The 24,688-nt window shown below is 52.9% G+C and carries 16 protein-coding genes and 2 pseudogenes; 15 read left to right on the forward strand and 3 right to left on the reverse strand.

From position 1 onward, the window contains the following. Positions 1-9: 9 nt before the first annotated feature. From XI25_RS05945 to XI25_RS36105, 6 genes and pseudogenes are all read left to right on the forward strand, one after another. Positions 10-845: pseudogene (locus XI25_RS05945) on the forward strand (carbohydrate ABC transporter permease). Between the two features lie 155 nt (positions 846-1,000). After that, positions 1,001-2,398 (forward strand): ABC transporter substrate-binding protein, encoded by a 1,398-nt coding sequence (locus XI25_RS05950; protein WP_046677801.1) that lies wholly within the window; start codon positions 1,001-1,003, stop codon positions 2,396-2,398. Between the two features lie 177 nt (positions 2,399-2,575). Beyond that, positions 2,576-4,879 carry a glycoside hydrolase family 95 protein gene (locus tag XI25_RS05955; RefSeq protein WP_052759463.1) on the forward strand — a complete coding sequence of 768 codons (2,304 nt, stop codon included), beginning with the start codon at positions 2,576-2,578 and terminating at the stop codon, positions 4,877-4,879. A 57-nt stretch (positions 4,880-4,936) separates the two neighbouring features. Next, positions 4,937-6,766, forward strand: coding sequence for a glycoside hydrolase family 35 protein (locus XI25_RS05960; RefSeq protein ID WP_046677802.1), 1,830 nt, complete (start codon positions 4,937-4,939; stop codon positions 6,764-6,766). A 244-nt stretch (positions 6,767-7,010) separates the two neighbouring features. Then, positions 7,011-9,875, forward strand: coding sequence for an S-layer homology domain-containing protein (locus XI25_RS05965; RefSeq protein ID WP_046677803.1), 2,865 nt, complete (start codon positions 7,011-7,013; stop codon positions 9,873-9,875). Positions 9,876-10,160: 285 nt separating this feature from the next. Then, positions 10,161-10,268, forward strand: a pseudogene (locus tag XI25_RS36105) (group II intron maturase-specific domain-containing protein); the annotation flags it as partial. A gap of 83 nt (positions 10,269-10,351) precedes the next feature. On the opposite strand, the gene kduD reads toward XI25_RS36105, so the two are convergent. The 3 genes from kduD to kduI are packed head-to-tail and all read right to left on the reverse strand — an operon-like array spanning position 10,352 to position 12,770. Further along, positions 10,352-11,104, reverse strand: coding sequence for a 2-dehydro-3-deoxy-D-gluconate 5-dehydrogenase KduD (gene kduD, locus XI25_RS05970; RefSeq protein ID WP_046677804.1), 753 nt, complete (start codon positions 11,102-11,104; stop codon positions 10,352-10,354). A 48-nt stretch (positions 11,105-11,152) separates the two neighbouring features. Continuing rightward, entirely contained in the window at positions 11,153-11,902 is a 750-nt protein-coding gene (locus XI25_RS05975; RefSeq protein WP_046677805.1) for a DeoR/GlpR family DNA-binding transcription regulator, read from the reverse strand. Positions 11,903-11,936: 34 nt separating this feature from the next. Then, positions 11,937-12,770: a 5-dehydro-4-deoxy-D-glucuronate isomerase gene (gene kduI / locus XI25_RS05980; RefSeq protein WP_046677806.1), complete on the reverse strand. Its 834-nt coding sequence runs from the start codon at positions 12,768-12,770 to the stop codon at positions 11,937-11,939. A gap of 254 nt (positions 12,771-13,024) precedes the next feature. On the opposite strand from kduI, the gene XI25_RS05990 reads away from it, so the two are divergent. From XI25_RS05990 to XI25_RS06025, 9 genes are all read left to right on the forward strand, one after another. Beyond that, positions 13,025-13,933, forward strand: a complete 909-nt coding sequence (locus XI25_RS05990; RefSeq protein ID WP_046677808.1) for a carbohydrate ABC transporter permease — start codon at positions 13,025-13,027, stop codon at positions 13,931-13,933. A gap of 26 nt (positions 13,934-13,959) precedes the next feature. Next, a complete protein-coding gene (locus XI25_RS05995; protein WP_046677809.1) occupies positions 13,960-14,781 on the forward strand; it encodes a carbohydrate ABC transporter permease in 822 nt (273 codons plus the stop codon). A 170-nt stretch (positions 14,782-14,951) separates the two neighbouring features. Then, a complete protein-coding gene (locus XI25_RS06000; protein WP_046677810.1) occupies positions 14,952-16,319 on the forward strand; it encodes an ABC transporter substrate-binding protein in 1,368 nt (455 codons plus the stop codon). Positions 16,320-16,443: 124 nt separating this feature from the next. Beyond that, positions 16,444-18,246: a cache domain-containing sensor histidine kinase gene (locus XI25_RS06005; RefSeq protein WP_046677811.1), complete on the forward strand. Its 1,803-nt coding sequence runs from the start codon at positions 16,444-16,446 to the stop codon at positions 18,244-18,246. Beyond that, complete coding sequence (locus XI25_RS06010) at positions 18,212-19,708, forward strand: response regulator (RefSeq protein WP_235439682.1); 1,497 nt, start codon at positions 18,212-18,214, stop codon at positions 19,706-19,708. Before XI25_RS06005 ends, XI25_RS06010 begins: the two co-directional genes overlap by 35 nt. Next, positions 19,687-19,818, forward strand: a complete 132-nt coding sequence (locus XI25_RS34160) for a helix-turn-helix domain-containing protein (RefSeq protein WP_235439683.1) — start codon at positions 19,687-19,689, stop codon at positions 19,816-19,818. Before XI25_RS06010 ends, XI25_RS34160 begins: the two co-directional genes overlap by 22 nt. 20 nt (positions 19,819-19,838) lie before the next feature. After that, a complete protein-coding gene (locus tag XI25_RS06015; protein ID WP_046677812.1) occupies positions 19,839-21,719 on the forward strand; it encodes a DUF2264 domain-containing protein in 1,881 nt (626 codons plus the stop codon). Between the two features lie 16 nt (positions 21,720-21,735). After that, positions 21,736-22,857, forward strand: coding sequence for a glycoside hydrolase family 88 protein (locus tag XI25_RS06020; RefSeq protein ID WP_046677813.1), 1,122 nt, complete (start codon positions 21,736-21,738; stop codon positions 22,855-22,857). 169 nt (positions 22,858-23,026) lie between these two features. Then, positions 23,027-24,682 carry a hypothetical protein gene (locus XI25_RS06025; RefSeq protein ID WP_046677814.1) on the forward strand — a complete coding sequence of 552 codons (1,656 nt, stop codon included), beginning with the start codon at positions 23,027-23,029 and terminating at the stop codon, positions 24,680-24,682. Positions 24,683-24,688 lie beyond the last annotated feature (6 nt).

The raw sequence follows: 24,688 nt of genomic DNA on the forward strand, positions 1-24,688 counted from the left end.
GAAACCACGATGCAGCTTATTCAAAAAAATATGTCCAAGTTGATCATAACCGTTTTTATGGGAGCGTTGTCCATCGTATTCCTGGTTCCGCTGATCTGGATGATTTCGGCAGCCTTCAAGTATGAAAAAGATGTGATGCGTTTCCCGATTCAATGGATTCCCGAGAAGATTAATGTGGCGTATAATTTTAAAATGGTTTGGATGGGAAGAGTTCCTTTTTCGGATTTTTACCTCAATTCATTTAAGATTGCCATTATCACGACCTGCATCACGCTGATCATTTCGTCCATGGCGGCATACTCCCTGACGAAGATCCAATTCAAGGGACGGAATCTGGTATTTGTGGCGCTGCTGTCCTTTATGATCATTCCCGATCAAGCTACGCTGATACCGCGTTTTCTGTTGATTCGCTGGTTTGGTCTCTACAATACCCACGCCGCAATCATATTCATGAGCATGTTTTCGATTTATTTCACGTTCCTGCTGCGCCAGTTTATGGCAGGCATCAGCGATGAATACATGGAAGCCTCCAAGATCGACGGCGCCGGCCATTCCCGAATATTCTGGTCGATCATGGTTCCGCTGTGCAAGCCGGTGCTGGCCACGGTAGCCATCATCAAATTTATCTGGACGTGGAACGATTACCAGAACCCGCTCATTTTCCTGCTGGACAAGGATCTATACACGATCCGCTCGGCATGACGCTGTTCCGGGACGATTACACGAACAACTATGCGATTATGATGACGGCGGCTGTATCGGCCATTATTCCGCTGGTGATCGTATTCATCGCCCTGCAAAAGCAAGTTATCAACGGGATCGCCCTGGGCGGCGTAAAAGGTTGATCGCAGCGTTTCATGGCGGAAATCCGATAGATTGAAAAAGTCAAAAAAGTAATCGTACAATATCAAAATTTTGCACTTGACCCGTCACGCGGCTGCCTATAATGAACAGTGTAAACAGCACTAACACCTAAATTTTCAGTGCAGGGGGAAGTAAAATGAAACAAAAGGTCAAACAAAGATTGTCTATGTTCCTCGGAATGATTCTGGCCGTCTCCTTGATACTCAGCGGCTGCGGAAATTCCGGAAATTCGGGGTCAAGCGACAGTTCCGCATCAGGCGGAAATGAAGGCGGCGCCGATTCCGGAAAGCAGGTCACCATCAAGTACTACAACTGGGATAACGAAGCTCAGGCTGTAGGCACGGATGCCATGCTGCAGGAATTCATGACTCAGAACCCCGATATTAAAGTAGAGCATGTGGTGCTCGTTCCCGGCGATTCCGTGGAAATGCTGAAAAAGCTCGATTTCCTGATCTCTTCCGGCGAAGCGATCGACGTTGTGCAAATGCCGAGCGTGGGGGCGGTGCTGGAACGGGCCACCCGCGGAGCTTTGGCGCCGCTTAACGAATTCTATGAAAAAGAAAAGCTTGTCCCTGAGGATGAGTACTATGTGAATCCGAAGGTGGGCGACAAATATTACGGCATGCAGTATACAAAGAGCGTAAACTACGTGATGCTCAACAAGGACGCTCTGGACGAAGCGGGACTGGAAGTTCCGAAATTCGGCTGGACATGGGACGATTACCGGGAATACGCGAAGAAGCTGAACAAAGGCGAAGGCGTTGACAAACGTTACGGTACGTACTTCCATACCTGGGAACTGTACATGAACGCTCCGGCGCAAACCATGATGAAAGATCCGTTCCTGTACGATGACGGAACAACGATTCTGTCCGACCCGACATACAAGTATTTCTTCCAGCTTCGCAAGGACATGGAAACGGTCGACAAATCCGCAAAACCTTATGCGGACGTTCTGGCGGCAAAACTGAACTACCGCACCGAATTTTTCAATGAAGAAGCGGCCATGATTCTGACAGGCAACTGGACGATTGCGGATCCGGGCAACACCGAGCAGTACCCTCACGATTTCAAAACGGCCTTTGCTCCGGTACCGGTGCCTCCGAAAGGCTCGGAACCTAAGGGCTATGAAGGCAAATATTTCACCAGCGGCAGCCAGGTGGCGATGGGCGCGAACTCCGAGAACAAGGAAGCGGCTTTCAAGCTGATGAGATTTATGTCCACGGCCGACTCGGATAACAGACCTGAATTCTCCGGTTACAAAAAGGCGAACAACGAAGAATTGTTGAACAAGTTGGTTGCCGGCAAGGAAAATATGTACGATATGGATTCGCTCAAATATACGTTGTTTGACGACGAAATCCAATACCTTGACGCTCCGGAAGTCATGGCGACGGTAACATCGGAAGTTACGAAAGTGATCGATGACGGTTTCAGCAGATTCATGCTGAATAACGAACCGATCGAGGACGTGCAAAAATGGATGGTTGACGAAGCCACGAAATTAATCAATGAAAAAGGGGTAATCAAATAGGCAGGACCGGCACGCCGTTACCCTGATTGTCGAAACGGGGAGAACCCCTAATGTCTGCCTTTCGAAGAGCTGTCTCCATGGATCGTAGCGACCACGTGAGACGGCTCTTTTTATTCCTGCTTTAGGTAGCAGGGCGGCAATGCGGCAAAAAAACGATTGATATTTAGGAGGAGGACAATGATTAACGAAACCTGCAGGCTGATGGAAGAGGAGCCGGCCCGTATTTGGACGGAAGCTTTCCCGGTCGGCAACGGCAGACTGGGTGCCATGGTTTTTGGCGATGTATCGAGCGAGCGCATCGGGCTGAATGAAGATTCGGTCTGGTTCGGCGGGCCGAGGGAGGGCGATAATCCGGCAGCTGCCGGCAAGCTGGGGGAGATCAGAAGGCTGCTGCGCGAAGGCAAACCCCGGGAAGCCGAGAGAGAGGCGCTTTTGCACCTCACCAACATTCCGCAGTATTTCGGGCCTTACCAGCCGTTGGGCGATCTGAGGCTCCAGTTTGATCATGGCCTTCCCGATTATTCGGATTACCGGCGGGAGTTGAACCTGGGGAAGGGAATGGCATCGGTAACCTTCAGGACCGGAAACATTCAATTTAACCGCGAAATATTCGCCAGCGCCGTAAATCAGGTGCTTGTGGTCCGGCTAACGGCATCCGAACCGGGCGCGATCTCCTTCGCCGCTCGCTTAAGCAGACGGCCGTTTGACGGAGAGATCAAGCATAGCCATGACCGCTTGCTAATGATGGAGGGAAGCTGCGGAGCGGACGGCGTCAGGTATGCGACGGTTCTGAGCTCCAGCATCTCGGGGGGATCGTGCCGTAGGGTCGGAAATTATATGGATATCCGCGGGGCGGATGCCGTGACTTTGATTCTCGCGGCACAAACCTCGTTCCGCTGCCAGGATCCCTTGAGCGAAGCCATCCGGCAGGCGGAGTCCGCGGCTTCTCTTTCCTACGAACAATTGAGAGAAGCGCATATCCGGGATCATAGCGCCTTGTTTGACCGGGTTTCGCTGAACCTTTCGCCTGAGGAGGCCTTTGACGAAGCAAACAGGGCGATAACGACCTCGGAGCGCCTTCGGCTTTACAGGCAGGGGGGAAAGGATCCCTCGCTGGAAGCGCTGTTCTACCAATACGGGCGCTATTTGCTGATCGCAAGCTCAAGACCCGGCAGCCTGCCGGCCAATCTTCAGGGCATCTGGAATGAAAGCTTTACGCCGCCTTGGGAGAGCGACTACCATCTGAATATCAATCTGCAGATGAACTACTGGATTGCGGAAACGGGCAATTTGCCTGAATGCCATGAACCGTTGTTCGATTTCATTGACCGCCTGGCCGCGAACGGGCGTAAAACCGCTGCGGCTTTATATCATGCAAGAGGGTTCACGGCCCATTCCTCCTCAAACCTGTGGGCGGAGAGCGGATTGTTCGGGGCCTGGACGCCCGCGATTTTCTGGCCCACGGGAGGCGCATGGCTGGCCCTCCATTTATGGGAGCATTACCGGTATAACCGCTGCGAGGACTTTTTGCGGGATCGGGCCTATCCCGTGCTGAAGGAAGCCGCGCTATTCTTCCTTGACTATCTCGTCGAAGATGGCAGCGGATTTCTGGTCACCTCGCCATCGCTTTCGCCGGAAAACAGCTACATTACGGATAACGGGCAGTCAGGGGGTTTATGCTCCGGCCCTTCCATGGATTCGCAAATTGTGTACGCGCTGTTCACGGCCTGTATCGAAGCGGCCGAGGAGCTGGGGACAGATGACAAGCTTGCGGAGGAATGGAGAGATGCCCGGTCCAAACTGGCCCCGCCCCGGATTGGCCGTTATGGCCAAATTATGGAGTGGGCCGTTGATTATGAAGAGGCGGAACCGGGGCATCGCCATATCTCCCATTTGTTTGCCTTGCATCCGGGGGAGCAGATCATTCCCCACCGGACGCCCGAACTGGCTGAGGCCGCACAACGAACGCTGGAGCGCCGCTTGAAATACGGTGGAGGACACACCGGCTGGAGCCAGGCCTGGATCACGAACTTCTGGGCAAGGCTCGGCAATGGGGACAAAGCCCATGAGAGTCTTCGCGAGCTGCTCGCCAAAGCGGTTCATCCGAATTTATTCGGTGACCATCCGCCTTTCCAAATTGACGCCAACTTCGGAGGAGCGGCCGCGATCCAGGAGCTGCTGCTTCAATCCCATGGGGGAGAAATACGTCTGCTGCCGGCCCTTCCTTCCCGTTGGCCTTCCGGTTCGGCCAAAGGGCTTCGGGCCAGGGGAGGATTCACCGTTCATATGGATTGGAGAGACGGCAGGTTGGAATTGGCCGAGATTTGCGCCGCCCAGACCGGAGAATGCACGTTATACAGCACGGATCCTCTGGTGGTCTCAGCCGCCGACCGTCCTTCCGTACCGGTGAGGAAAGCGGGATGCAGGTACACGTTTTCTATGCGGCAGGGAGAAACGATCACGATTTCCTTGGGTTCATAGCAGCGTTACAGCCTATCGGTCATGAATCCCATACATTATTAAGCGGAGGTTACTACAATGAGTTTACTTACTTGGAGCAACGGACAATATTTGCTGGACGGGGAGCCGTACCGGATCATCTCGGGAGCGATCCATTATTTCCGGGTGGTACCGGAGTATTGGGAGGACCGTCTGTTAAAGCTGAAAGCCTGCGGATTCAATACGGTTGAGACCTATATCGCCTGGAACGTGCATGAACCCAAAGAGGGAGAGTTCGTTTTTACCGGCATGGCCGATATCGTGTCGTTCATTAAACTTGCCGGAGAGCTCGGGCTCCACGTCATTGTCAGACCGAGTCCGTTCATTTGCGCGGAATGGGAGTTCGGCGGTTTGCCGGGCTGGCTGCTGGCATACGGGGATATGAAGCTCCGCTGCTGCGATCCGCTCTATTTGAGCAAGGTGGACCGTTATTACGACGAACTGATTCCGCGTCTGGTTCCGCTATTGTCCACCCACGGCGGGCCGATTCTGGCCGTTCAGGTGGAAAACGAATACGGCAGTTACGGCAATGACCGCGCTTATCTGGGCTATTTGCGGGACGGATTGGTAAATCGTGGGATCGATGTCCTGCTCTTCACTTCCGACGGCCCTACCGATGAGATGCTGCTGGGCGGAACGCTGGACGATGTGCATGCCACAGTCAACTTCGGTTCGCGCGTGGAGGAATCATTCGCCAAGTACAGAGAATACCGCAAGGACGAGCCGCTTATGGTGATGGAATACTGGAACGGCTGGTTCGACCACTGGATGCAGGATCATCATGTCCGGGATGCGGAGGATGTGGCCGGCGTTCTGGACGAAATGCTGGAGCATGGCTCGTCCATCAATATGTACATGTTCCACGGCGGAACCAATTTCGGCTTCTACAACGGAGCGAATCATGCGGCGGCCTACGAGCCGACGACGACCAGTTATGATTATGATGCCCCGCTGACGGAATGGGGGGACCGGACGGAGAAGTTCGAAGCTGTCCGGAGGGTGCTTTCCAAGCACGGTTTTGCTCCGTCTTGCCCGTTTCCTGAGCCGATCCCGAAAACTGCTTACGGAAAGGTTGCCCTGACGGAACAAGCGGAGCTGTTCGCGGGCTTCAATCTGGACGCCTTATCCCAACCGGTGAAAAGCGTAAACATTGAGCCGATGGAGAAATTCGGACAGTCTTACGGTTTTATTTTGTACAGTACTTATGTGCAGGGACCGCGTAAGGGACAGAAGCTGTACATTCAGGAAGTTCGGGACCGGGCCCAAGTATTCCTCGATGGAAAGGCGCTTGGGGTCGTTGAGCGATGGAATCCGCAGCCGCTGGATATTTCGGTCCCGGCCGGAGGGGCGAGGTTGGACATACTCGTCGAAAACATGGGGCGGGTTAATTACGGACCGCTCATTCGGGACCCTAAGGGGATTACGCAAGGGGTCCGGATCGACAATCAGTTCCAGTATGACTGGACGGTCCGCACGCTGCCGTTGGAGCCGGAGACGCTGGCTTCGCTGATGTACGGCAAACCGAACGGTGAGACGGCGGAGCAGCCGGGGACGCCGGCATTTTACCGCGGGCGCTTCGAGGCGGAGGAGATCGGCGATACGTTTCTCCGCTTTGACGGCTGGAACAAAGGGGTAGCCTGGATCAACGGCTTCAATCTTGGCCGATACTGGAATGCCGGACCGCAGCGGGCATTGTACATTCCGGGTCCATTGCTCCGCAAAGGGCAGAACGAGCTGGTTCTGTTGGAGCTGCACGGTTGTCCGGAATCTTGCGAAGTCGAGCTGTCCGCTCATCCTGACCTCGGCACGACCGCGGCCGTCGACGATGCGGTGCTGAATTTTGTGCAGGAAGACGAACTGTCCGAGTAAATCGGAGGTTAAAGGGGACGTCCCAAGGGTCCATGGACCTGGGACGCCCCCATTTTTATTTTGTAAGGCGGATTCTGTGAGGGATCATCCAGACCACCATCCCAGTCGAAAATGATCATTTTTTGGAGCTGGCGGGCAGCGATCATATGTGAATAAATTAGTGAAAGTGTAATCGAAACTCCATTTTGCCGATGAAACATAATGAGGAATAGTAGAAAATAGTAATATCTATTGGAGGTCGACAATGAAACGATTAATGGCAGCTCTGTTAAGCCTTATGTTAATCCTCACGGCTCTTTCAGGTTCGGTGCAAGCCAAGGGGAATGACATAAGTGCTGTTAGCGAACAGGAGTATACACGTATCGGCGAGGATTACGATATTCTTGACGACAACGTACTACTGGCGAAAAACGATGGATCCGTATGGACTTGGGTCATGAATAAAGATTCCTTAAAAACTTTAGATTGTTATATAGCTGAAATGTTCCAAATTCCGGGCTTGCAGGATGTGAAGCAATTTAGATACAAATCGCATGAGAAGAACAGTAGAGCTATTATTAACTACGTTGCGTTAAAAAAGGATGGAACCGTATGGTATTGGGATTCCAAAATCACCGAAACCGACGCTGCAATTATACATAGTCCTATGGGTACTCCTTCGCCCATCAAAGAGTTGAATCATGTAACTTCACTCGTCGCTGATTTTTTTTACGATAGTTCTAACTTTAAGACCTTGTTCGTATTAAAATCAGATGGTTCGGTTTGGAGCTGGGGAAGTGAAATGGGCGGTGCCTCGTCGAATCCGATTCAATCCAAGCTGCTTGATGATGTCGTATCCATAAGCTCGGCGAACGGTTTTGCATATGCGGTTAAAAAGGATGGCTCGGTTTGGAGCTGGAGCACAAGTGACTACCTTCCGCATAATATCTCTAAGGACAATGGGCCAGAGCAGGTCAAGGGTCTTAGTGATATCGTCAAGATCGAGACTGGTGCTTATCCAAACTTTGCTTACAAGAAAGACGGCACGGTCTTGTCCTGGTCGGCATATAGCCCTGCGAGTGTTCCCGAACAATTGCATGGAGCAACCGGCGCGCGAAGTATTGTTGAATTTAGCACGATGCTGCAAGATCGATTTATCGATTCCATTTATGCTTTGCGAACAGATGATCAGCTTTGGTCCGTGTACAACGACGATAAAGTGTTCCCCGGGCTTTCGGATATCGCTTCCGTACACAATAAGGTCAGGGACAGGTATTCTAAATGGTATTATGTATTGAAAAAGGATCAGACCTTGTGGGCGTGGGAAGATGATTATTATTCCTTGCCCAAGCTTGTTGTGTTCACGAAAGGAACGGCAGCTGGTTATCAATCTGACGAAGCTGGACAACCTACTGGTGATCAAACTGGAGTAATAGGCACACCAACTGGCGATAGCTCGGGGACATCAACCCAACCAACTGATAATCGGAATGGGACAACAGGCACACCCATCGGCGGTCAAACTGAAAAAACAAATCAACCGACGGGCAGTCGTCCTGGCACGGGGGACCAAGCAACTGGAGATCGTTCTGGGACTAAAGCTCAACCTGTTATACGGACATCGCCGGAAATTAGCCTTTTTCCGTTCATCACGATGCTGCAGTCGGGCGGACAACAGATCATTACCGCAAGCAATGTGCTTCCGGGGACAAAAATAACGTACGCCATTGACGACCCGAGCATAGGAACCTTATCGAATGTAAATGGCATACCCGTCATCACCGCGAATAAATCCGGACAAACTATTGTGCGGGCAACCGCAACCAGGGCCGGTTTTACGGACGAGACCGCCTACTTCTTGTTGTATGTCGTGGACAGCAGCATGCTGTCCAATACGTATCTCATGGCCATCGGGTCGATTCCTGAGGCTGACAGACAGAACCCCGTTATCGTAGAGGGGCTGACACAAACGGGAGAGCTTGTGATCACTGCCGCAAGCAGCGAAAAGCCGACTCCTGTTAACGGTCAGATCATTATAACGCCCGAGTTGATGGAACGTTTAGCAGGCAATGCGTCAAAGGCGAAATTAGCGGTAAAGCAGGCGCTGTCGGAGAATCGGATTGTACTTGCGAGAGAGTTGACCGTGAATGCGGAAATCGTGCCCTCGTCCGGACAAAATGAATATATTTACAAGCTGTACAAGGATAGCTTCATGGGTCGAAAGGATATCGACTATATTACCGTTCATGCGGGGGATGCGAAGCTGGTGCTGAATGTTGCCACCGCAAATCGTCTGTTCGATTCACGCACGGTGATTGTGATTCGTCTGGTCAAAGCAAATAACGGCGGATTTCACGTACAATTCTCAGATGCACAAGGTCAGGAGCTGTCGAACGTATCAAGTAACATCATGCTCATTCTGCCTGCAAAGCAGACGAATGCGACACATACCAGCGTGTTCTATTCTAATGGAACAAAGGCGCAGCCGATCGGCGGAAAGTTCAATCCGTCCCAAAACGGTATGGAAGCCGAAATCAACCGTTCCGGGACGTATTTCGTAGACGAAAATCCCAAGTCGTTCCCTGATGTTGACGATCGAGATCCAGAGCTACAGCAAGCGGTTCAGTTTCTGGCTTCTAAAGGAATCGTGACCGGGAAAGAGAACGGTAATTTTGAACCCGATTCCCTGCTCACCCGTGCAGAGTTCACGGCCATGCTTGTAAGAGCCTTTTACGCATTGGATGAGACGGCGACGGAGAGTTTCTCCGACGTTCATCCGCCGCAATGGCATCGACCCTATATCGCTTCATCGGAGAAAAAGCATATCGTCGAAGGTTACCCTGACGGCACGTTCAAGCCGGATCATACGATATCCCGTGAAGAAATGACCGCCATCGGCGCAAGATCCCTGCACGAAAAGAAACATTATTATTACCCTGCGAATCCAGAGCTTTACCTGAATCAATTCGTAGACAAAGAGACAATCTCCAATTGGGCCAAGCCAACCATGTCCTTGGCTGTGAAGCAGCGTCTGATCGATGTTCCTGCCAATAAACGGATTAACGCTCGCGAGGCTGTCACGCGCGGGGAGGCTGCACGAATGCTGTACCGGCTATATTTGCAGCTTTGAGCATGTTTTTATCAAGGGAAGAGATAGAAAGATGTAAAAAGGGCTGGATATGATATTATCCAGTCCTTTTTCATAGTACGCCCAGCATGGGCGTCATCTCTAGGGTGAGAGTCCTGAGCGGGGGCTGGCGAGCGCCTACCGTTAGCCAAAGGCAAGGTGTCCGTCGCGAGGCGGAATCTGAAGGAAGCCGAATATCCCGAAAGGGAACTGCAGCAGAGAGAAGCGGTGAAGCCGTCAGGGTATGCTGGAGTGCCGAGGGTGGATTGGCTAATTCCGGCTAGCAACTGCGGTGCTTGGGAGATGTCACGAAACACAAATAAAGCCCTTCCGACTTCCTATTGGGAAGAGAAAGGGCTGAAAAGTTTGCTTTCCAGGTATCTGGAACTTTGTTAACCTTTTGGAACCGCCGTATGCGGACCCGCATGTACGGTGGTGTGAGAGGACAGGGTTAGCCGCCCCTTCCTACTCGATTGTCTTTATCTTGCCATCCAGCCGCCGTCCACGCAAAGCACGTGGCCGTTCAAATAGTCGGCTGCGGATGATGCGAGGAAGACGGCAGGGCCTTTCACGTCTTCCGGCGTTCCCCAGCGCGCAGCCGGAATCCGGTCAACGATGGAATTCGATCGGTTCTCGTCGGCGCGGATCGGAGCGGTGTTGTCGGTGGCCATGTAGCCTGGAGCGATCCCGTTGACCTGGATGCCGCTTGCTGCCCACTCGTTGGCGAAGGCTTTGGTCAATCCGGCGACCCCGTGTTTGGAAGCCGTGTATCCAGGAACGTTAATGCCTCCCTGGAAGGAAAGCATGGAGCAGATGTTGATGATTTTGCCGCTTCCTCTTTCGATCATATGTCTTCCGGCGATTTGCGACAGCAAAAAGACGGTGTTCAGGTTGATGTCGATCACGTCGAACCAGTCTTTGTCGCTATGGTCTTTTGCAGGCGTGCGGCGGATGATGCCTGCGTTGTTGACCAGAATATCGATATGCCCCGTTAGCTTAAGGGCTTCGTCAAACGTTTCCTGGAGCTTGCTGTGATCGCTGAGATCGACCTCAATGACGGAGGATTTTCGGCCCAGCGCCGCAATTTTGTCCGCAGTTTCCTGGCTTGTGCTTAAGGATGCGCATACGACATCGGCGCCCGCTTCCGCAAGGCCCACGGCGATGCCTTGGCCAAGCCCGCCGGCCGAGCCGGTCACCAGGGCCGTTTTTCCTGTCAAATCAAACAATTTCATAACATGAACACTCCTTCGGGTTAATGGGTGATCGAAGATGATAAGATATTACTCAATCGGGATTCCCGCATCCGTAAATGGACGCCCGGCCTCGGCTGGAAGCCGGCTGTCCGTAATAATCCGGGTAATTTCGTCCAGGGACGCAAAGGTACGGAGCGCGGTCTGCCCCAATTTATGATGGTTGACGACGGCGGTAACCTCGCGCGCCGTTTCGATCAGCGCGCGTTTAAAATCGATCAATTCTCCCGTATAGATCGACAATCCGTGTTCGGGATGAATGCCGGTCGCCGAAATAAACGCTTTTTGTATATTCAACTGTTTCACGTAAGAGGTGGCTTCCGGCCCGGCCAGCATGTTGCGGACGCGGTAGCCGCCGGGAACGACAAGACGTATATTGTCCTTTACGGCCAGTTCGCTGATGATGTACACGTCGTTCGTGATGACGGTAAGCGGCTGATTATCGAGACGGCGCGCGATTTCAAGGGTCGTGCTGCCCCCGTCAAGCGCAATGATATCGTTCGGGTTGATATGTTTTAGCGCTTTCCGGGCAATGTCGGCCTTTTCCTCGGCATGTTTGACCAGGGGGGCTTTCGAGGGAAGAATCCCGAACTGGTCCCCCTGCGCCAACAGCGCTCCGCCATGAACGCGGACGATGAGTCCCTGCTCTTCCAGCCTGGTCAGATCCTCGCGGATCGTTTTGCCCGTAACTCCCAGCTTCTCGCTCAGCTCCGCCACGGTCACCTCTTTGTTTGTCAGCAGAACCTCCATAATTTTCTCGTAACGTCTTATCGAACTCATCTTCGTTTCAACTCTTCCGTTAGTAATTTACCTCTTATTTTAAATCTTTCATCGGAACGGCGTCCATATCCGCATACGCTTTGTTATCCCCGGCCATACCCCAGATAAATGTATAATTGCTGGTGCCTACCCCGCTGTGGATGGACCAGCTTGGCGAGATGACGGCTTGCTCGTTTCTCATGACGATGTGGCGCGTTTCGTCCGGTTCTCCCATCAAGTGGAATACGACGGCCTCTTCCGGAAGGTCGAAATACATGTACGCTTCCATCCGGCGAGGGTGGACGTGCGCAGGCATCGTATTCCACATGTTGCCGGTTTTAAGCTGGGTCATGCCCATCACAAGCTGCGAGCTCTGAAGGCCGTTTTCGTGGATAAAGCGGTGAATCGTACGCTCATTGGAGTTTTCGATCGAGCCCAGAGCGCCGGATTCCGCCTCGGCCAGCGTCGTTTTCGCCGTTGGGAATTCCTTGTGCGCCGGGGCCGAGTTCAGATAAAACTTGGCGGGTTTTGACGCATCCTTGCTTTTGAAAACGACTTCTTTGGAGCCCATTCCGACGTAAAGGCAGTCTTTGGTATTCAGCTCATACTCGCTGCCGTCCACGACGATCACGCCAGGACCGCCGACGTTGATCGCCCCGAGTTCGCGGCGCTCCAAAAAGTATGAAACGCCCAATTCCTTCAGGTCTACCTCCAGCTTGACCTCCCGGGTTACCGGTGCGGCTCCGCCGATGATCAAACGGTCTTCGTGGGTCAATACAAGCTCCAATTGGTCGGGAGTGAACAGGGTTGGAATGTGGAATTCCTTGCGCAGCCGCTCCGTATCGAATTGTTTGACCTCATTAGGGTGGGATGCGTAGCGTCTTTCCATAATAAACAGGTCTCCTTTTTGGGTTTATTTATGTTCATAATGTTCTTTAAGGTTCATTTTAATCCTTTTGTGTTTGTTTTGCAAGCCATAACCGGGAAGCCCGCAAAAAGTCAAATTCGTTTCAAAATGCACATTTCTATCTCTTATAAGGGGCAGCCGAATTTAATTACAATGACGTTACAAGCACCAAGAGGCTGCCCCGGAAAAGCCGCAGCAGCCGTTGGAACGAAAATAACTATCAAGGGGAGAGATCCATGAGACGAAATAACAGACCCTTCCGGCTGAGCATGAATGCAAGGGAACAGGTTGCCGGGTACTTGTTTGTCGCACCTTTGATGATCGGGCTGATCGTGCTGTCGTTAATTCCGGTCATAGCCTCGCTGCTGCTCAGCTTTACGAACTGGAATTTCGTGGCGGGGATCGAGGCCATTCGATTCTCCGGGCTTGAGAACTTCGAGAAGCTGTTCCATGACAGCTCCTTCCTGAAAAGCCTGGTCAACAACCTGATTTTTGTGGTCACGGTTCCGGTCACGATGATCCTTGCGCTGGTTCTTGCCATAGCCATCGATAAGCATGTATATATCAAAAATCTGTTCAAGGTTATTTATTTCCTGCCGTACATCTCGAGCGTCGTCGCCGTAGCCATGGTATGGCAGGTGCTGTTCCACCCGTCGCTCGGTCCCGTGAACAGCACGCTGATGTCCCTGGGGATCGACAATCCTCCAAAATGGCTGGCCGACATCAAATTCGCTCTGCCTTCCTTGATGATGATCCAGGTGTGGATTATGCTCGGCTACAATATCATCATTTATATTGCGGGCCTTCAGTCGATCCCGAGGGACCTGTACGAAGCCGCCGAAATCGACGGTGCCAACGCATGGGTGAAGTTTCGCCGCATTACGGTGCCCTGCATTTCGCCGACGACCTTTTTCCTGCTGGTTACGGGAATTATCGGGACGTTCAAAATCTTTGATTTGATCCAGGTGCTGACGCAGGGCGGGCCCGCCAATTCAACGACGGTCATTGTCTATGAGCTTTACGACACCGCCTTCGTTCAATTGAAGACCGGTTACGCGTCAAGCATGGCTCTTATTCTGTTCCTGATCTGTCTGTTGATCACAACGCTGCAAATGGCGGCGCAAAAAAAATGGGTGAACTACTAAGGGGACCCGGAAGGAAGGGAAAAACCATGAAACAGCCGTTATCCAAAGCGCTCTGGACCGTCGCCATGTCGCTGGTCGGCATCCTGTTCATTTTGCCGTTTCTTTGGATGCTGTCTACTTCATTCAAACCCGAGAGCGACGTGTTTAAGTTCCCGATCGAATGGATCCCGACGAACTGGAACGCGATCGAGAATTATAAAGCCGTCTGGAGCGGGCAATTTCTCCGTTATTACGCAAACTCGATTTATATAACCGTGGCCACGACTTTTTTCAACGTGCTGATTTGCGCTTTTGCGGCCTACGGCTTCTCCAAACTGCGCTTTCGCGGGAGGGACGGCATGTTTCTGCTCGTTCTTGCCCTGTACATGGTACCGCCGCAGGCTTCGCTCGTTCCGCAGTTCCTGCTCTTTAACTGGATGCATCTGATCGATACGCATGTGGGTTTGATTCTTTTGAACAGCTTCAGTATCATAGGGGCGTTTATGCTGAAGCAATTTTTTATGGGAGTGAACAACGAGTTTATCGAATCCGGCAAAATAGACGGTGCGGGGCACTTGCGGACCTTTTGGCAAATCGCGCTTCCGTTGATCCGTCCCGGCGTGGCGACGTATTCGATTTTGCGCTTCATCTGGACATGGAACGACTATCAGTACCCGCTCATTTTTTTGAAGAACAAGGATCTGTTCACGATCCAGCTCGGCATCCGCCTGTTTGGCGACCAGTATGGAGACGTGTATTCCTTGATGATGGCGGGGGCCGTTTCGGCGATACTGCCTTTATTGATCATCTTTGCCATCGGCCAGAAGCAGGTGATCGAGGGAATTTCGCTCGGCGGAGTTAAAGGGTAGCACGGGATATGCCAGACAACCTTGAGAAGTCAAAATCGTCTGGCATCCGTCAAAAATAGAAATTATGCAATAAAAAGCGTCGTGCTAGCATGAAAATGTAAGCACTTTCTTAAAAGTGCGAGTCCTAAAAAGATTCACTGCCTTTGCATATCAAGAAGGAGGGTTATGAGATGAAAATGAAAAAGTTATCGGCTTTGGCGCTCTGCGCATCCCTGGCTTTATCGCTTGCTGCTTGCGGGAGCGGAGGGAATAATTCGGCAGGGGACGCCGGAAAGAACCCGGGGAATGAAGGCGGCAAGGAACCCGCGGCTTCGCAGGAACAGGTCGTCCTGAAACTGAGCACCTGGCAGACCGATGCCAAGGCTCGTTGGAGCACCATCATTCCAAAGTTCGAAGAAAAGCATCCGAATATCAAAGTCGAGCTGGATCTGCTGAACGAAAAAGGGGATTCGGTCGCCTCGATGCAAAAGCTGGATCTGATGGCCGCTTCCAACGATCAGCTCGACATCGTTGAACTCCCTTATACAAACTACTCGCAGCGGGCGGAAATCGGCATGCTGGAGCCGCTGGACGGCTATATCGAGAAAGACGGATACAAATATGAAGACGAGTACTTGGTGGACACGAAGGTCAACGGCAAAGTTTATGCGCTTCCGTCCTCCATGCAGCGCTGGTTCATCATCATGAATAAAGCCATGCTGGATGAAGCGGGGCTTCCGGTACCGACGGATTGGACATGGAAAGAGTTCGAGGAATATGCACAGAAACTGACCAAGGGCGAAGGAGCGCAAAAAAGATACGGCGTATACCTCCACAATTGGCCGGACTACTTCCAACTGCAGCTTATGAGCAAACCGTCCGACAATACGTTTCTGAAAAACGACGGCACGTCCAACGCCAAGGACCCGCTGCTGAAATCCAGCTTGGAAATGATGAAGAAATTGATGTATACGGACAAGAATGCCAACCCTTACGAGGACATTATTTCCCAGAAGCTTGCCTACCGCAACCAGTACTTTAACGGTCTGGCCGCCATGCTGCCGATCGGGGACTGGATGGTTTCGGAATCGGGCGGGACGGACGCCATCCCGGCAACCTTCCTGACCGCCTTTGCGCCCCTGCCTAAGGCCGAAGGGGAAAGCAAGCATTACTCTCCGGTTCAACCGACTTATATGGGCGTCGCCGCCAAATCGCAGAATAAGGAAGCGGCGTATCAGTTCGTCAGATGGTACACGTCGGAAGGGCTTGAGATCGGCGGCACGGTGTTCTCCGGATGGGCCAAATCCGATTCGGCCAAAATGGTGGATACGATCGTGAGCAAGGCAAAGGACCCGTCGAAAATTGACGTGGAGTCTTTGAAATATACGATCGAGAACACCAACCCGGGAAGCTTCCCCGTTCCGGCCAAATATGCGGACGAAGCGAAAAACGCCGTGATTCCGGAAGCTGAGCTGTATTTGCTGAACGGTGAAGATATCGATAAAACGATTGATAACATCGACAAGAAAATCACTGAAGTGGTAAACAACAACAAGTAACAGAAACGTCTGTGATTTTTGACTGATGATGGCAGGGCCATGCGGACTTATAATAAGGGGACCAGGGATATGAACGCCGTATCTCCTGGTCCAAATCCATTTCAGATGCGAGGCCTAACCCGGTATGAAACGTCAGTTTACGTTGCGCGGCAAATTGATCTGGTCGGCTCTTCTTTGTTTTCTGCTTCCTCTTGTAGGGATCTATTTAGTAACGAACTATCTGACGAAGGACTTGCTCCTAGAGCGTGCGGTAAGCAGCTCCGAAGAATCCCTGAAGGCGATTCAATCCGACGTTAACGGGATTATCGACGAAATGCTGGAGCTCTCCAACCTGGTGATTACCAATTCGGAAATCAGGCAGCAGGTTATTTTCAGCCAGAAAAGTTCCGGATCGGAGAGACAGCGAAAGGACAACCTTACGAGTTATGCGCGGCTGGCTCGAATGCTGGATGAACTGTTCAGGCAGCATGACGGTTTTTACGTGACGATTCTCGGAAAAAGGAAGGATATCTATACCAATTATTCGCATAGCGACTACAATCCGATGAAGCTTTACGGGCAATCCTGGTTTCCGGAGCTGGACCGCGTTCCGGCTTTCTCGACGTATTGGGTCGGCCTGCAGCAAAACTTCTACAGCCCTCAGCCGGGCGGTAAAGACGATTTCTTGGTGACGATCGGCCGTCCGATCCGAATTACTTCGAACAGCACTTCGGGTTACGTCGTCATCAGCTTGAATGAGCGGAAAATCCGCGCTTCCCTGATCGAAAACGGTGAGCGGGAGACGATGCTGCTGGACGACAACGGCTACATCGTTTCCCATACGGATCCCGGAAAGATCGGAAGCAGGGTCCCGTGGTGGAATCAAGACGGGCCTTTCCGGACCGTCGAGGTAGAAGGCGAAAGTTATGTATACGCCCAGCAGTGGGTGAATGACAGCCACTGGCGCCTCGTCAGCCTCGACCCGGTTTCCGCGGCGGTATCCCAGAACAAACAGATTTTGCTCATCAGCTTCGGATTGCAAATTTTGTTTTTTACGTTATTTTGCATTCTGCTGCTGTTTCTGATCTCGACGCTGATGAAGCCGATCCGAAATTTGGGGCGGTTCATTACCCAAATCGGCCGGGGGAGGCTGGACATCCGCTCCGGCATCCGGGGCAACAATGAAGCGGCTCTGCTGGGGCGCACGATCGATCACATGCTCGACCGGATTCAATCCATGATTGAACAAATCACGCTGGAACAGTCCAAGAAGCGGAAGGCCGAACTGGAAATGCTCCAGGCCCAGATCAACCCGCATTTCATGTTTAATCTGCTGAATTCCATCAGGCTGAACATATTGATTAAAGGCGATCAGGAAAACGCGGACCTTATCGCATCCTTGTCATCCCTGCTGCGCATGACGATTAACCGGCAGAACGAGTTCATTAAATTGATCGAAGAACTGGATACGGTCCGGCACTATATGATGCTGATGAACTTCCGCCACGCGAATCAGGTGAGACTGGAAGTGGACTGCGATGAAGCATGCGCCCAGGCGCTCGTGCCCCGGTTTATGATTCAGCCGTTTATTGAAAACGCCATCATTCACGGGTTTGAACAGTTTGACGGCGATATATTCATTAAGGTGGTCCGTGACGGCGATTTTCTCCGGTTATCCGTCCGGGATAACGGCATCGGAATGGATCGGGATGCGCTTGAGAAGCTCCGGGCCGGCATTGACGGCCATCAGGAAGCCAAGGATTCGGTTAGAAAAGGTTTTTCGGGCATTGGCGTGCAAAACGTGTTTCAGCGGCTTCAGCTCATATACGGCTGCGCGATCCGTTTCGAAATCCACAGCGAATCCGATGTGGGGACGGAGATCATCATCAGCTTTCCATTAGAGTACGAGCGGGGTGAAAATAGTGTTGACGGCGATTCTGGTAGATGACGATTATCCTGTGGTGCGCTATCTGTCCCAAAACGTACCCTGGGAAACCCTCGGCATTGAGCTGACCGGCTGTTATTCCAACGGTATGGAGGCATGGGAGGCTGCCGAGCGAAGCCTTCCCGACATTGTGATCACGGATATCGGGATGCCGAAGATGAACGGACTGGAAATGCTGGAGAAACTCAGCCAAGTGCATTCCCATTTCAGAGCCGTGATTTTATCCTGTCACAATGAATTTTCCTATGCCCAACAGGCGATGAAGCTGAAAGTCCGGGATTATATCCTGAAAGAGAGCCTGAATGTGGAGCAGCTGCAAAATGTTTTGCGGAATATAACGGCGGATCTGTCCGAGGAGAAAAAGCGGGATCTCGAAGTTCTGATTTACATGCAGAAAGAATCGCTGAACCGTTCGGCATTGAAAGAAAAGTTTTTGAAGGATACGCTGTATCAGTTCGGCTGGACGAAGGAGGCTTGGCTCAAGCAAGCCCGGCTAAACGGTATGGAGCTTGAGGCCAAATACCACGTTCCGTTTGTCGTCAGCGTGGACCGCATTCACGAGACGGCGAAGTCCCGCAAGATGAACGAATATACGCTTGGATTCGCGGTGGAAAATGTGTTTCAGGAAATTTTGGACAAGGAACAGCGCAGCTTCATGACCTGCTGGAACCATAATCAGCTCGCGGTATTGATATGCTGCGACGATCCGGCCAAGGAGCAGCAGCTGGCCTATTCGCTTCAAAAAGGGATATCGGCCGTCCAAACCTATCTAAAAGTGTCCATAACCTGCATGGCAGGTCCGGCCGCCTGGAACCCAGAGGAGATCCGGCGCGCGCTTCTGCCCATGCTAACGGAACCGGATCACCGTTTTTATCTGGAGGAAGGAAAGATACACCCATTTAAACCAGCGGCCTATTCAAACCAGGACATATATACGGAATACTCCCGGTTCTTCGCCGCGATGAATGACAGCCTGGCGTTGAATTTTCCGGATCAACTGGCAAGGGTGGTCACGGAATGGGGCGAATGGGTCCGCTCAAGCCGCTTTCATCCCGGGGACGTGAAGGAATGGGTGCTGAAGCTGCTCATGGACTTGCAAATGAAGACCAAATTCACGTTGCAGTTCAAGCCGGAAGTGACGGAAGAAAAGCTGCATGAAGCGATGACCGGCATACATACCATCGAACACCTGCAGTGCTGGCTGACCAAGCATCTGCAGGAGCTCTCGCACAGGTTAAGCGTGCTGGCTATTCATTCCAAGCGGACTGAAGTCATCCGCGCCCAGCAATACGTGATTCAGCATGTAACGGAGAAAATCACGCTGGAGCAAATGGCCGATTATTTAAATTTAAATTCGAGTTATTTCAGCCGATTGTTCAAACGCGAAACGAACCAGAACTTTATTGAATATGTAACATGGTCAAGCTGCAAAGGGGCAAGCAGATGCTGCAGCAGTCCGGCATGACCGTTGAGGGGATTTCGGATTACCTGGGATATTCCAATAAAAGCTATTTCATTAAATTGTTTAAGCGCGAAACGGGGATGACGCCAAGCGAATATATGGCTTGGCATTAGCGGGGAGAGGAAGGGATTGGATGACGCGGCGAAAGAATGAAGTTGTTCGGGGAGCCGGATTTCGAACCAAAGATGATGTCCAGCGGGCTGTGGTTGAGGCCTTCGAGCCGTTAAAACCTCAGTTTACGCCGGGGTATGCAGGCCTTCGACTCGGAAATACGGCGGCAATCCATAATGAAGCGATTGCGCTGATGGAGGCGTTCGCGCGTCCGCTTTGGGGACTGGTTCCGCATGCTTGCGGCGGAGGGGAGTCCGATTTATGGCCTCTGTTCCTAAAGGGGATGATTCACGGAACCGATCCGGCGCACGAGGAATACTGGGGAGCGTTTCAAACGAAGGATCAGCGCATGGTCGAGCAGGCCGTTCTGGGCCTCGGGCTGGCGCTGGCGCCCCACAAGCTTTGGGACCCGCTGAGCGAACGGGAGAAGCGCCGGGTGTTCGATTGGTTGAACCAGATCAATCTGGTGGACCGTTCCAACCCCAACAATTGGTTGATGTTTACGGTTCTCGTCAACGTTGGATTTAAAAAGGCGGGCTTGCCTTACAATCAGGACATCATGGAAGAGTATTTGGACATTATCGATACCTATTACTTGGGTGACGGTTGGTATTCGGACGGAAAAACCGATCAGCGGGATTACTATATTCCTTTTGCCATGCACTACTATACGTTGATCTACGCCAAATTGATGGAAGATGACGATCCTGAACGTGCAAGGACTTACCGCGAAAGGGCAAAAACGTTTGCCGAACAGTTCATTTACTGGTTTGCGGAGGATGGGAGCAGCCTGCCGTTCGGGCGCAGCCTCACCTACCGGTTCGCCCAGGCGTCCTTCTGGTCGGCGCTTGTCTTCGCCGATGCGGAGCCTTTTTCGCCGGGGGTGATGAAAGGCATTATTATGCGGCATCTCCGGTGGTGGTTTGAGCAGCCCATATTTACGCCGGACGGGCTGCTGAGCATCGGGTACGCTTACCCGAATCTGATCATGGGGGAAAGCTACAATGCGCCGGGCTCGCCGTACTGGGCGTTCAAGACGTTCCTGGTGCTGGCTTTGCCGGATGACCATCCTTTCTGGAACGCGGACGAGGAGCCGCTCCCTGCATTGAAGCCGGTGCTTGCCCAGCCCTGGGCCCGAATGCTGCTTTGCCGTCCGGAAGGGGACGGCCATGTGACTGCGCTGGCTTCGGGCCAAATGGCCAATTTCGATATGGCGCACAGCTCGGCGAAATACGCGAAATTCGCGTACTCCACAAGGTTCGGATTCAGCGTGCCCAAGGGTTATTACGGACTGGCCGAGGGCGCGTTCGATTCCATGCTGGCCCTAAGCGAATGCGACGGGCACTACCGCGTCCGGCGTTTCTGCGAGGAGTATCGGATCGAGGAGAAATTCGTTTACTCCAGGTGGCTTCCCTGGAATGACGTCGAGATCCGGACTTGGCTGATTCCGGCGGGGCTTTGGCATGTCCGCATTCACCGGATCGTTTCCAAACGCTGCCTGGATGCGGCCGAAGGCGGCTTCGCCATTGGAAGACCGCCGGGGTTTGAACCTTCCGAGGAGGACGCGGTGGTGCTTGCGGAGAGTACCTCTGCCGCCCTGCTGCCATGGGGAATCAGCGGAATCTGCAGCAGGGAAGGGTTCGCGAATGCCGTCATGATCTACCCCGAGGCCAACACGAATCTTCTCAAGCCGAGAACGATGATTCCGACCCTCACGGTCCGGCTCGAACCCGGGGAACATTGGCTGGTTTCCGCCGTGTTCGGAGGTGCCGATACCGAGGAAAACAGGGAATCGTTATCTCGCCCTCCGCAGGTGAAGCTGGATGGGGAAGGGCAGTGTATCGTATCAAAGGCGGACACCGCCATGGAATACGTCAGCCTAAATTTAAACCATTTTGTCTGAGGAGAGGGTGAGGCGAATGTGGGACCTTTATATTCAAGACGCGCTGCGGAAGCTGAAGCAGAACTTCATCAGCCATCCGGGCAAATTGCCGCACATTACGGAGGGGCAGCGCTATGACTGGGGAGACAACGACGATTGGATCGAAGGCTTTTACACCGGGATGATGTGGCTCGCATATGAGTATGGGGGCGGCGAAGCGTATAAAGACGCGGCGGAGTCCTATCTGGCGAACTTCGAGGACCGCCTGGACCGCCATGTCGCTCTGGATCACCATGACATCGGATTTTTGTTCTCTCTGTCTGCAGTCGCGCAGTGGAGGGTGACGGGCAATTCCCGTGCCCGGGACGTCGCTTTGCGAGCTGCCGAGCTCCTGGCCGGACGCTTTCGTCCGAACATCGGAATCATACAGGCATGGGGCAAGGAGAATGATCCGGAAAACGGGGGCCGCATGATCATCGACTGCCTGCTGAACCTGCCGCTCCTGTTCTGGGCGCACGAACAGACCGGGAACTCCGCTTATTACAACATCGCCATGGGGCATGCCCTCATGAGCCTAAAATTTCTGGTACGGGGGGACGGCTCTTCCTACCATACGTTTTACTTCGATCCCGAAAACGGAAACGCGCTTCGCGGCGGTACCCATCAGGGCTACCGTGACGGGTCGACCTGGACCCGCGGGCAGGCTTGGGGCATTTACGGTTTTGCGCTGGCATACCGGTATACGCGGCATGACGCCTTTTTGGATGCGTCGAAACGTTTGGCCCGGTATTTTATCGAGCGGCTGCCCGAGGATTCCGTGGCGTATTGGGATTTCGACGTGCCGGTGGATTCCGGAACTCCCCGGGACAGTTCCGCTTCCGCGATTGCCGCTTGCGGGCTGCTTGAACTGCTTGAGCTGATGGAAGACGCCGATCCGGACCGCGACCGGTTCTCGTCGGCTTTAAGCGCCAGCATGAAATCATTGGCGGAGAACTATGCCACGACGGATCTTCCGGATGCCGAAGGGCTTCTGAAACACGGCTCTTACCATGTAAGGGGAGATCGTGCTCCGGATGACTACATGATCTGGGGAGATTATTATTATCTCGAAGCGCTGGTTCGCATGGAAAAGGGAATCAAAGGATATTGGTACGAATAAGCGCCTTTACCCCTTCGGATACGATTTTGTGTCCGGAGGGATTTTTGTTTTAGGGAACAAAGGGATTTGGTAGCGGTACATGAAAGTTCATGATTTAAAGATGTCCAACGGGTTCATTTAGGTTTATAATGTTCATATGCGTTTATCTAGTCGAGAGGAAGGAGAAAAAATGAACGAGCACGAGAATCGAAAAAGGGAAATTGTCCGGAAAGTGGCGGAGAAAGCGTGGAACCGGCCTCTGCTGTCCAGCGGGCTGTGGTTCCACGGGGACATTCGCGACAACTTTTACTACGCTTCTTATTTGTTTGCCGCGGCGGTTGACCCGGATGAAGCTCCGCCGTTTGGCCGCAGGGAGGCGAAACAGCTCGCGGAGCGGGTGCTCAGCCGGGTGCTCCGTCTTCAGGACGGAAATCCGGACAGTCCCATGTACGGGCACTGGCCGCTGAATTTGGGCGAGGCACCCGACGAGGCGGCGCCGCATGAGTTGCCGGCCGAGCTGATGTCCAGTCTGATGGCCTATTTTCATCAAGCCTTCGGCGGACAGATGAGCGAAACATTGGCGGCAGAGTTTGAAGCTGCGCTCCAGCATGTGTATCGAGGCGAATTTTACCGAAAGCCGCTGACGCTGTGCAATCATCACGAGGCCAAGTATACGGCGGCGAAGCTCATTTTTGGCGAGCTTTTCGGCGATAAGGCCATCCTGGAAGACGGGGCGCGTAGTCTTGAGCTGACGATTGAACGGCTCCGCCTTGAGGGAATGGCCGAATACGGCTGCCTGCCCTGGTTCTGGCACTGGATTCAGGCTTTCACCTGCGCGCTGGAGTTCGCAGAGGAGCCCGGCCTGAAGCGGATGCTTACGGATTTGCTGGATGGACTGTGGACCTTGCGTGCGTCCAATTATTTAAAAGGAGCATGGACGGGAGCCCATTCCCGGGGCTGGCCGCATGATGCGCCCAGAGATGCAAACGTGCTGTTTGATTATGTCCAGTTCGGCGATTTTGAACTTCCGGACGAAATGCCGCGTACGGAGTACGCCGGATTTCTGTTTCATGCCGCGCCGGAAGCGGCTCGCGGGCTCGCCTTGGACCGAAAAGCGCCGGCCGAGCTGCGCAGGGCTTTGATGAAATCCGTAGATGGCGAAAAGCGGGAGCTGCATGCCTACTCGTACATTGCGGCGGATTATGCCGTCGGCGGCCTTTGGGAGCGGGTGCGCGAGTTTGACAACGAACAGCTGCGCTGGCTGTTCAGTCTCCCGGTTCGCGGCAACGGACAAGGGAACCAGCTCTACTTTTTCCATCCCGGCGAAGGATATGATCCTTCCGGCAGCGATCCCCGGCATCAAAGCGGATGGACGGAAGTTCTGTATCATAAAAATGCGGTCATGGCACTTTATCCGCTGCCGGAACAGGATCCCGTAATTAAGGAAATCATCGGCGTGCTTCCTGCCGGAGAATGGATTTTTGAGCCGGAAGCCATGTTTGGAAGAGCAGAGGGCGTCTATTTTGCGGTTTACGTTGGCGGAGGGACCTATGAAGTCCGGCCGAAGTCCGGATACAGTTTGGCGGTTTGCAGCGGTTCACGGATCGGTATTGTGGTCGAAGCCGTGTCTGCCGGGGAAGCAGAAGAGAAGGGAGCCGCCACCTTGAAGGATTTTGCGGAAATGATGGCCGGCCGCAGGCCGGTATTCCGAACGGACGGCGGAGGGGCTGCCGAGTATACCGGGTTGGTTTCGGGCGATGCCATGAGCCTGACGCTCCTGTCTTCCGGTTCGTATGAACCCTGCGTAAACGGCAATCGAATTTCGCTTGACCATTATGAAATTTAATCCAAT

The organism is Paenibacillus sp. DMB20 (genome assembly GCF_000987955.1).
GTDB lineage: Bacteria > Bacillota > Bacilli > Paenibacillales > Paenibacillaceae > Paenibacillus_AQ.

Excerpts from the sequence above, each read along its gene's own strand:
- XI25_RS05950 (WP_046677801.1), top strand. The coding sequence starts at position 1,001 with ATGAAACAAAAGGTCAAACAAAGATTGTCTATGTTCCTCGGAATGATT.
- XI25_RS05955 (WP_052759463.1), top strand. The coding sequence starts at position 2,576 with ATGATTAACGAAACCTGCAGGCTGATGGAAGAGGAGCCGGCCCGTATT.
- XI25_RS05960 (WP_046677802.1), top strand. The coding sequence starts at position 4,937 with ATGAGTTTACTTACTTGGAGCAACGGACAATATTTGCTGGACGGGGAG.
- XI25_RS05965 (WP_046677803.1), top strand. The coding sequence starts at position 7,011 with ATGAAACGATTAATGGCAGCTCTGTTAAGCCTTATGTTAATCCTCACG.
- kduD (WP_046677804.1), bottom strand. The coding sequence starts at position 11,104 with ATGAAATTGTTTGATTTGACAGGAAAAACGGCCCTGGTGACCGGCTCG.
- XI25_RS05975 (WP_046677805.1), bottom strand. The coding sequence starts at position 11,902 with ATGAGTTCGATAAGACGTTACGAGAAAATTATGGAGGTTCTGCTGACA.
- kduI (WP_046677806.1), bottom strand. The coding sequence starts at position 12,770 with ATGGAAAGACGCTACGCATCCCACCCTAATGAGGTCAAACAATTCGAT.
- XI25_RS05990 (WP_046677808.1), top strand. The coding sequence starts at position 13,025 with ATGAGACGAAATAACAGACCCTTCCGGCTGAGCATGAATGCAAGGGAA.
- XI25_RS05995 (WP_046677809.1), top strand. The coding sequence starts at position 13,960 with ATGAAACAGCCGTTATCCAAAGCGCTCTGGACCGTCGCCATGTCGCTG.
- XI25_RS06000 (WP_046677810.1), top strand. The coding sequence starts at position 14,952 with ATGAAAATGAAAAAGTTATCGGCTTTGGCGCTCTGCGCATCCCTGGCT.
- XI25_RS06005 (WP_046677811.1), top strand. The coding sequence starts at position 16,444 with ATGAAACGTCAGTTTACGTTGCGCGGCAAATTGATCTGGTCGGCTCTT.
- XI25_RS34160 (WP_235439683.1), top strand. The coding sequence starts at position 19,687 with ATGCTGCAGCAGTCCGGCATGACCGTTGAGGGGATTTCGGATTACCTG.
- XI25_RS06015 (WP_046677812.1), top strand. The coding sequence starts at position 19,839 with ATGACGCGGCGAAAGAATGAAGTTGTTCGGGGAGCCGGATTTCGAACC.
- XI25_RS06020 (WP_046677813.1), top strand. The coding sequence starts at position 21,736 with ATGTGGGACCTTTATATTCAAGACGCGCTGCGGAAGCTGAAGCAGAAC.
- XI25_RS06025 (WP_046677814.1), top strand. The coding sequence starts at position 23,027 with ATGAACGAGCACGAGAATCGAAAAAGGGAAATTGTCCGGAAAGTGGCG.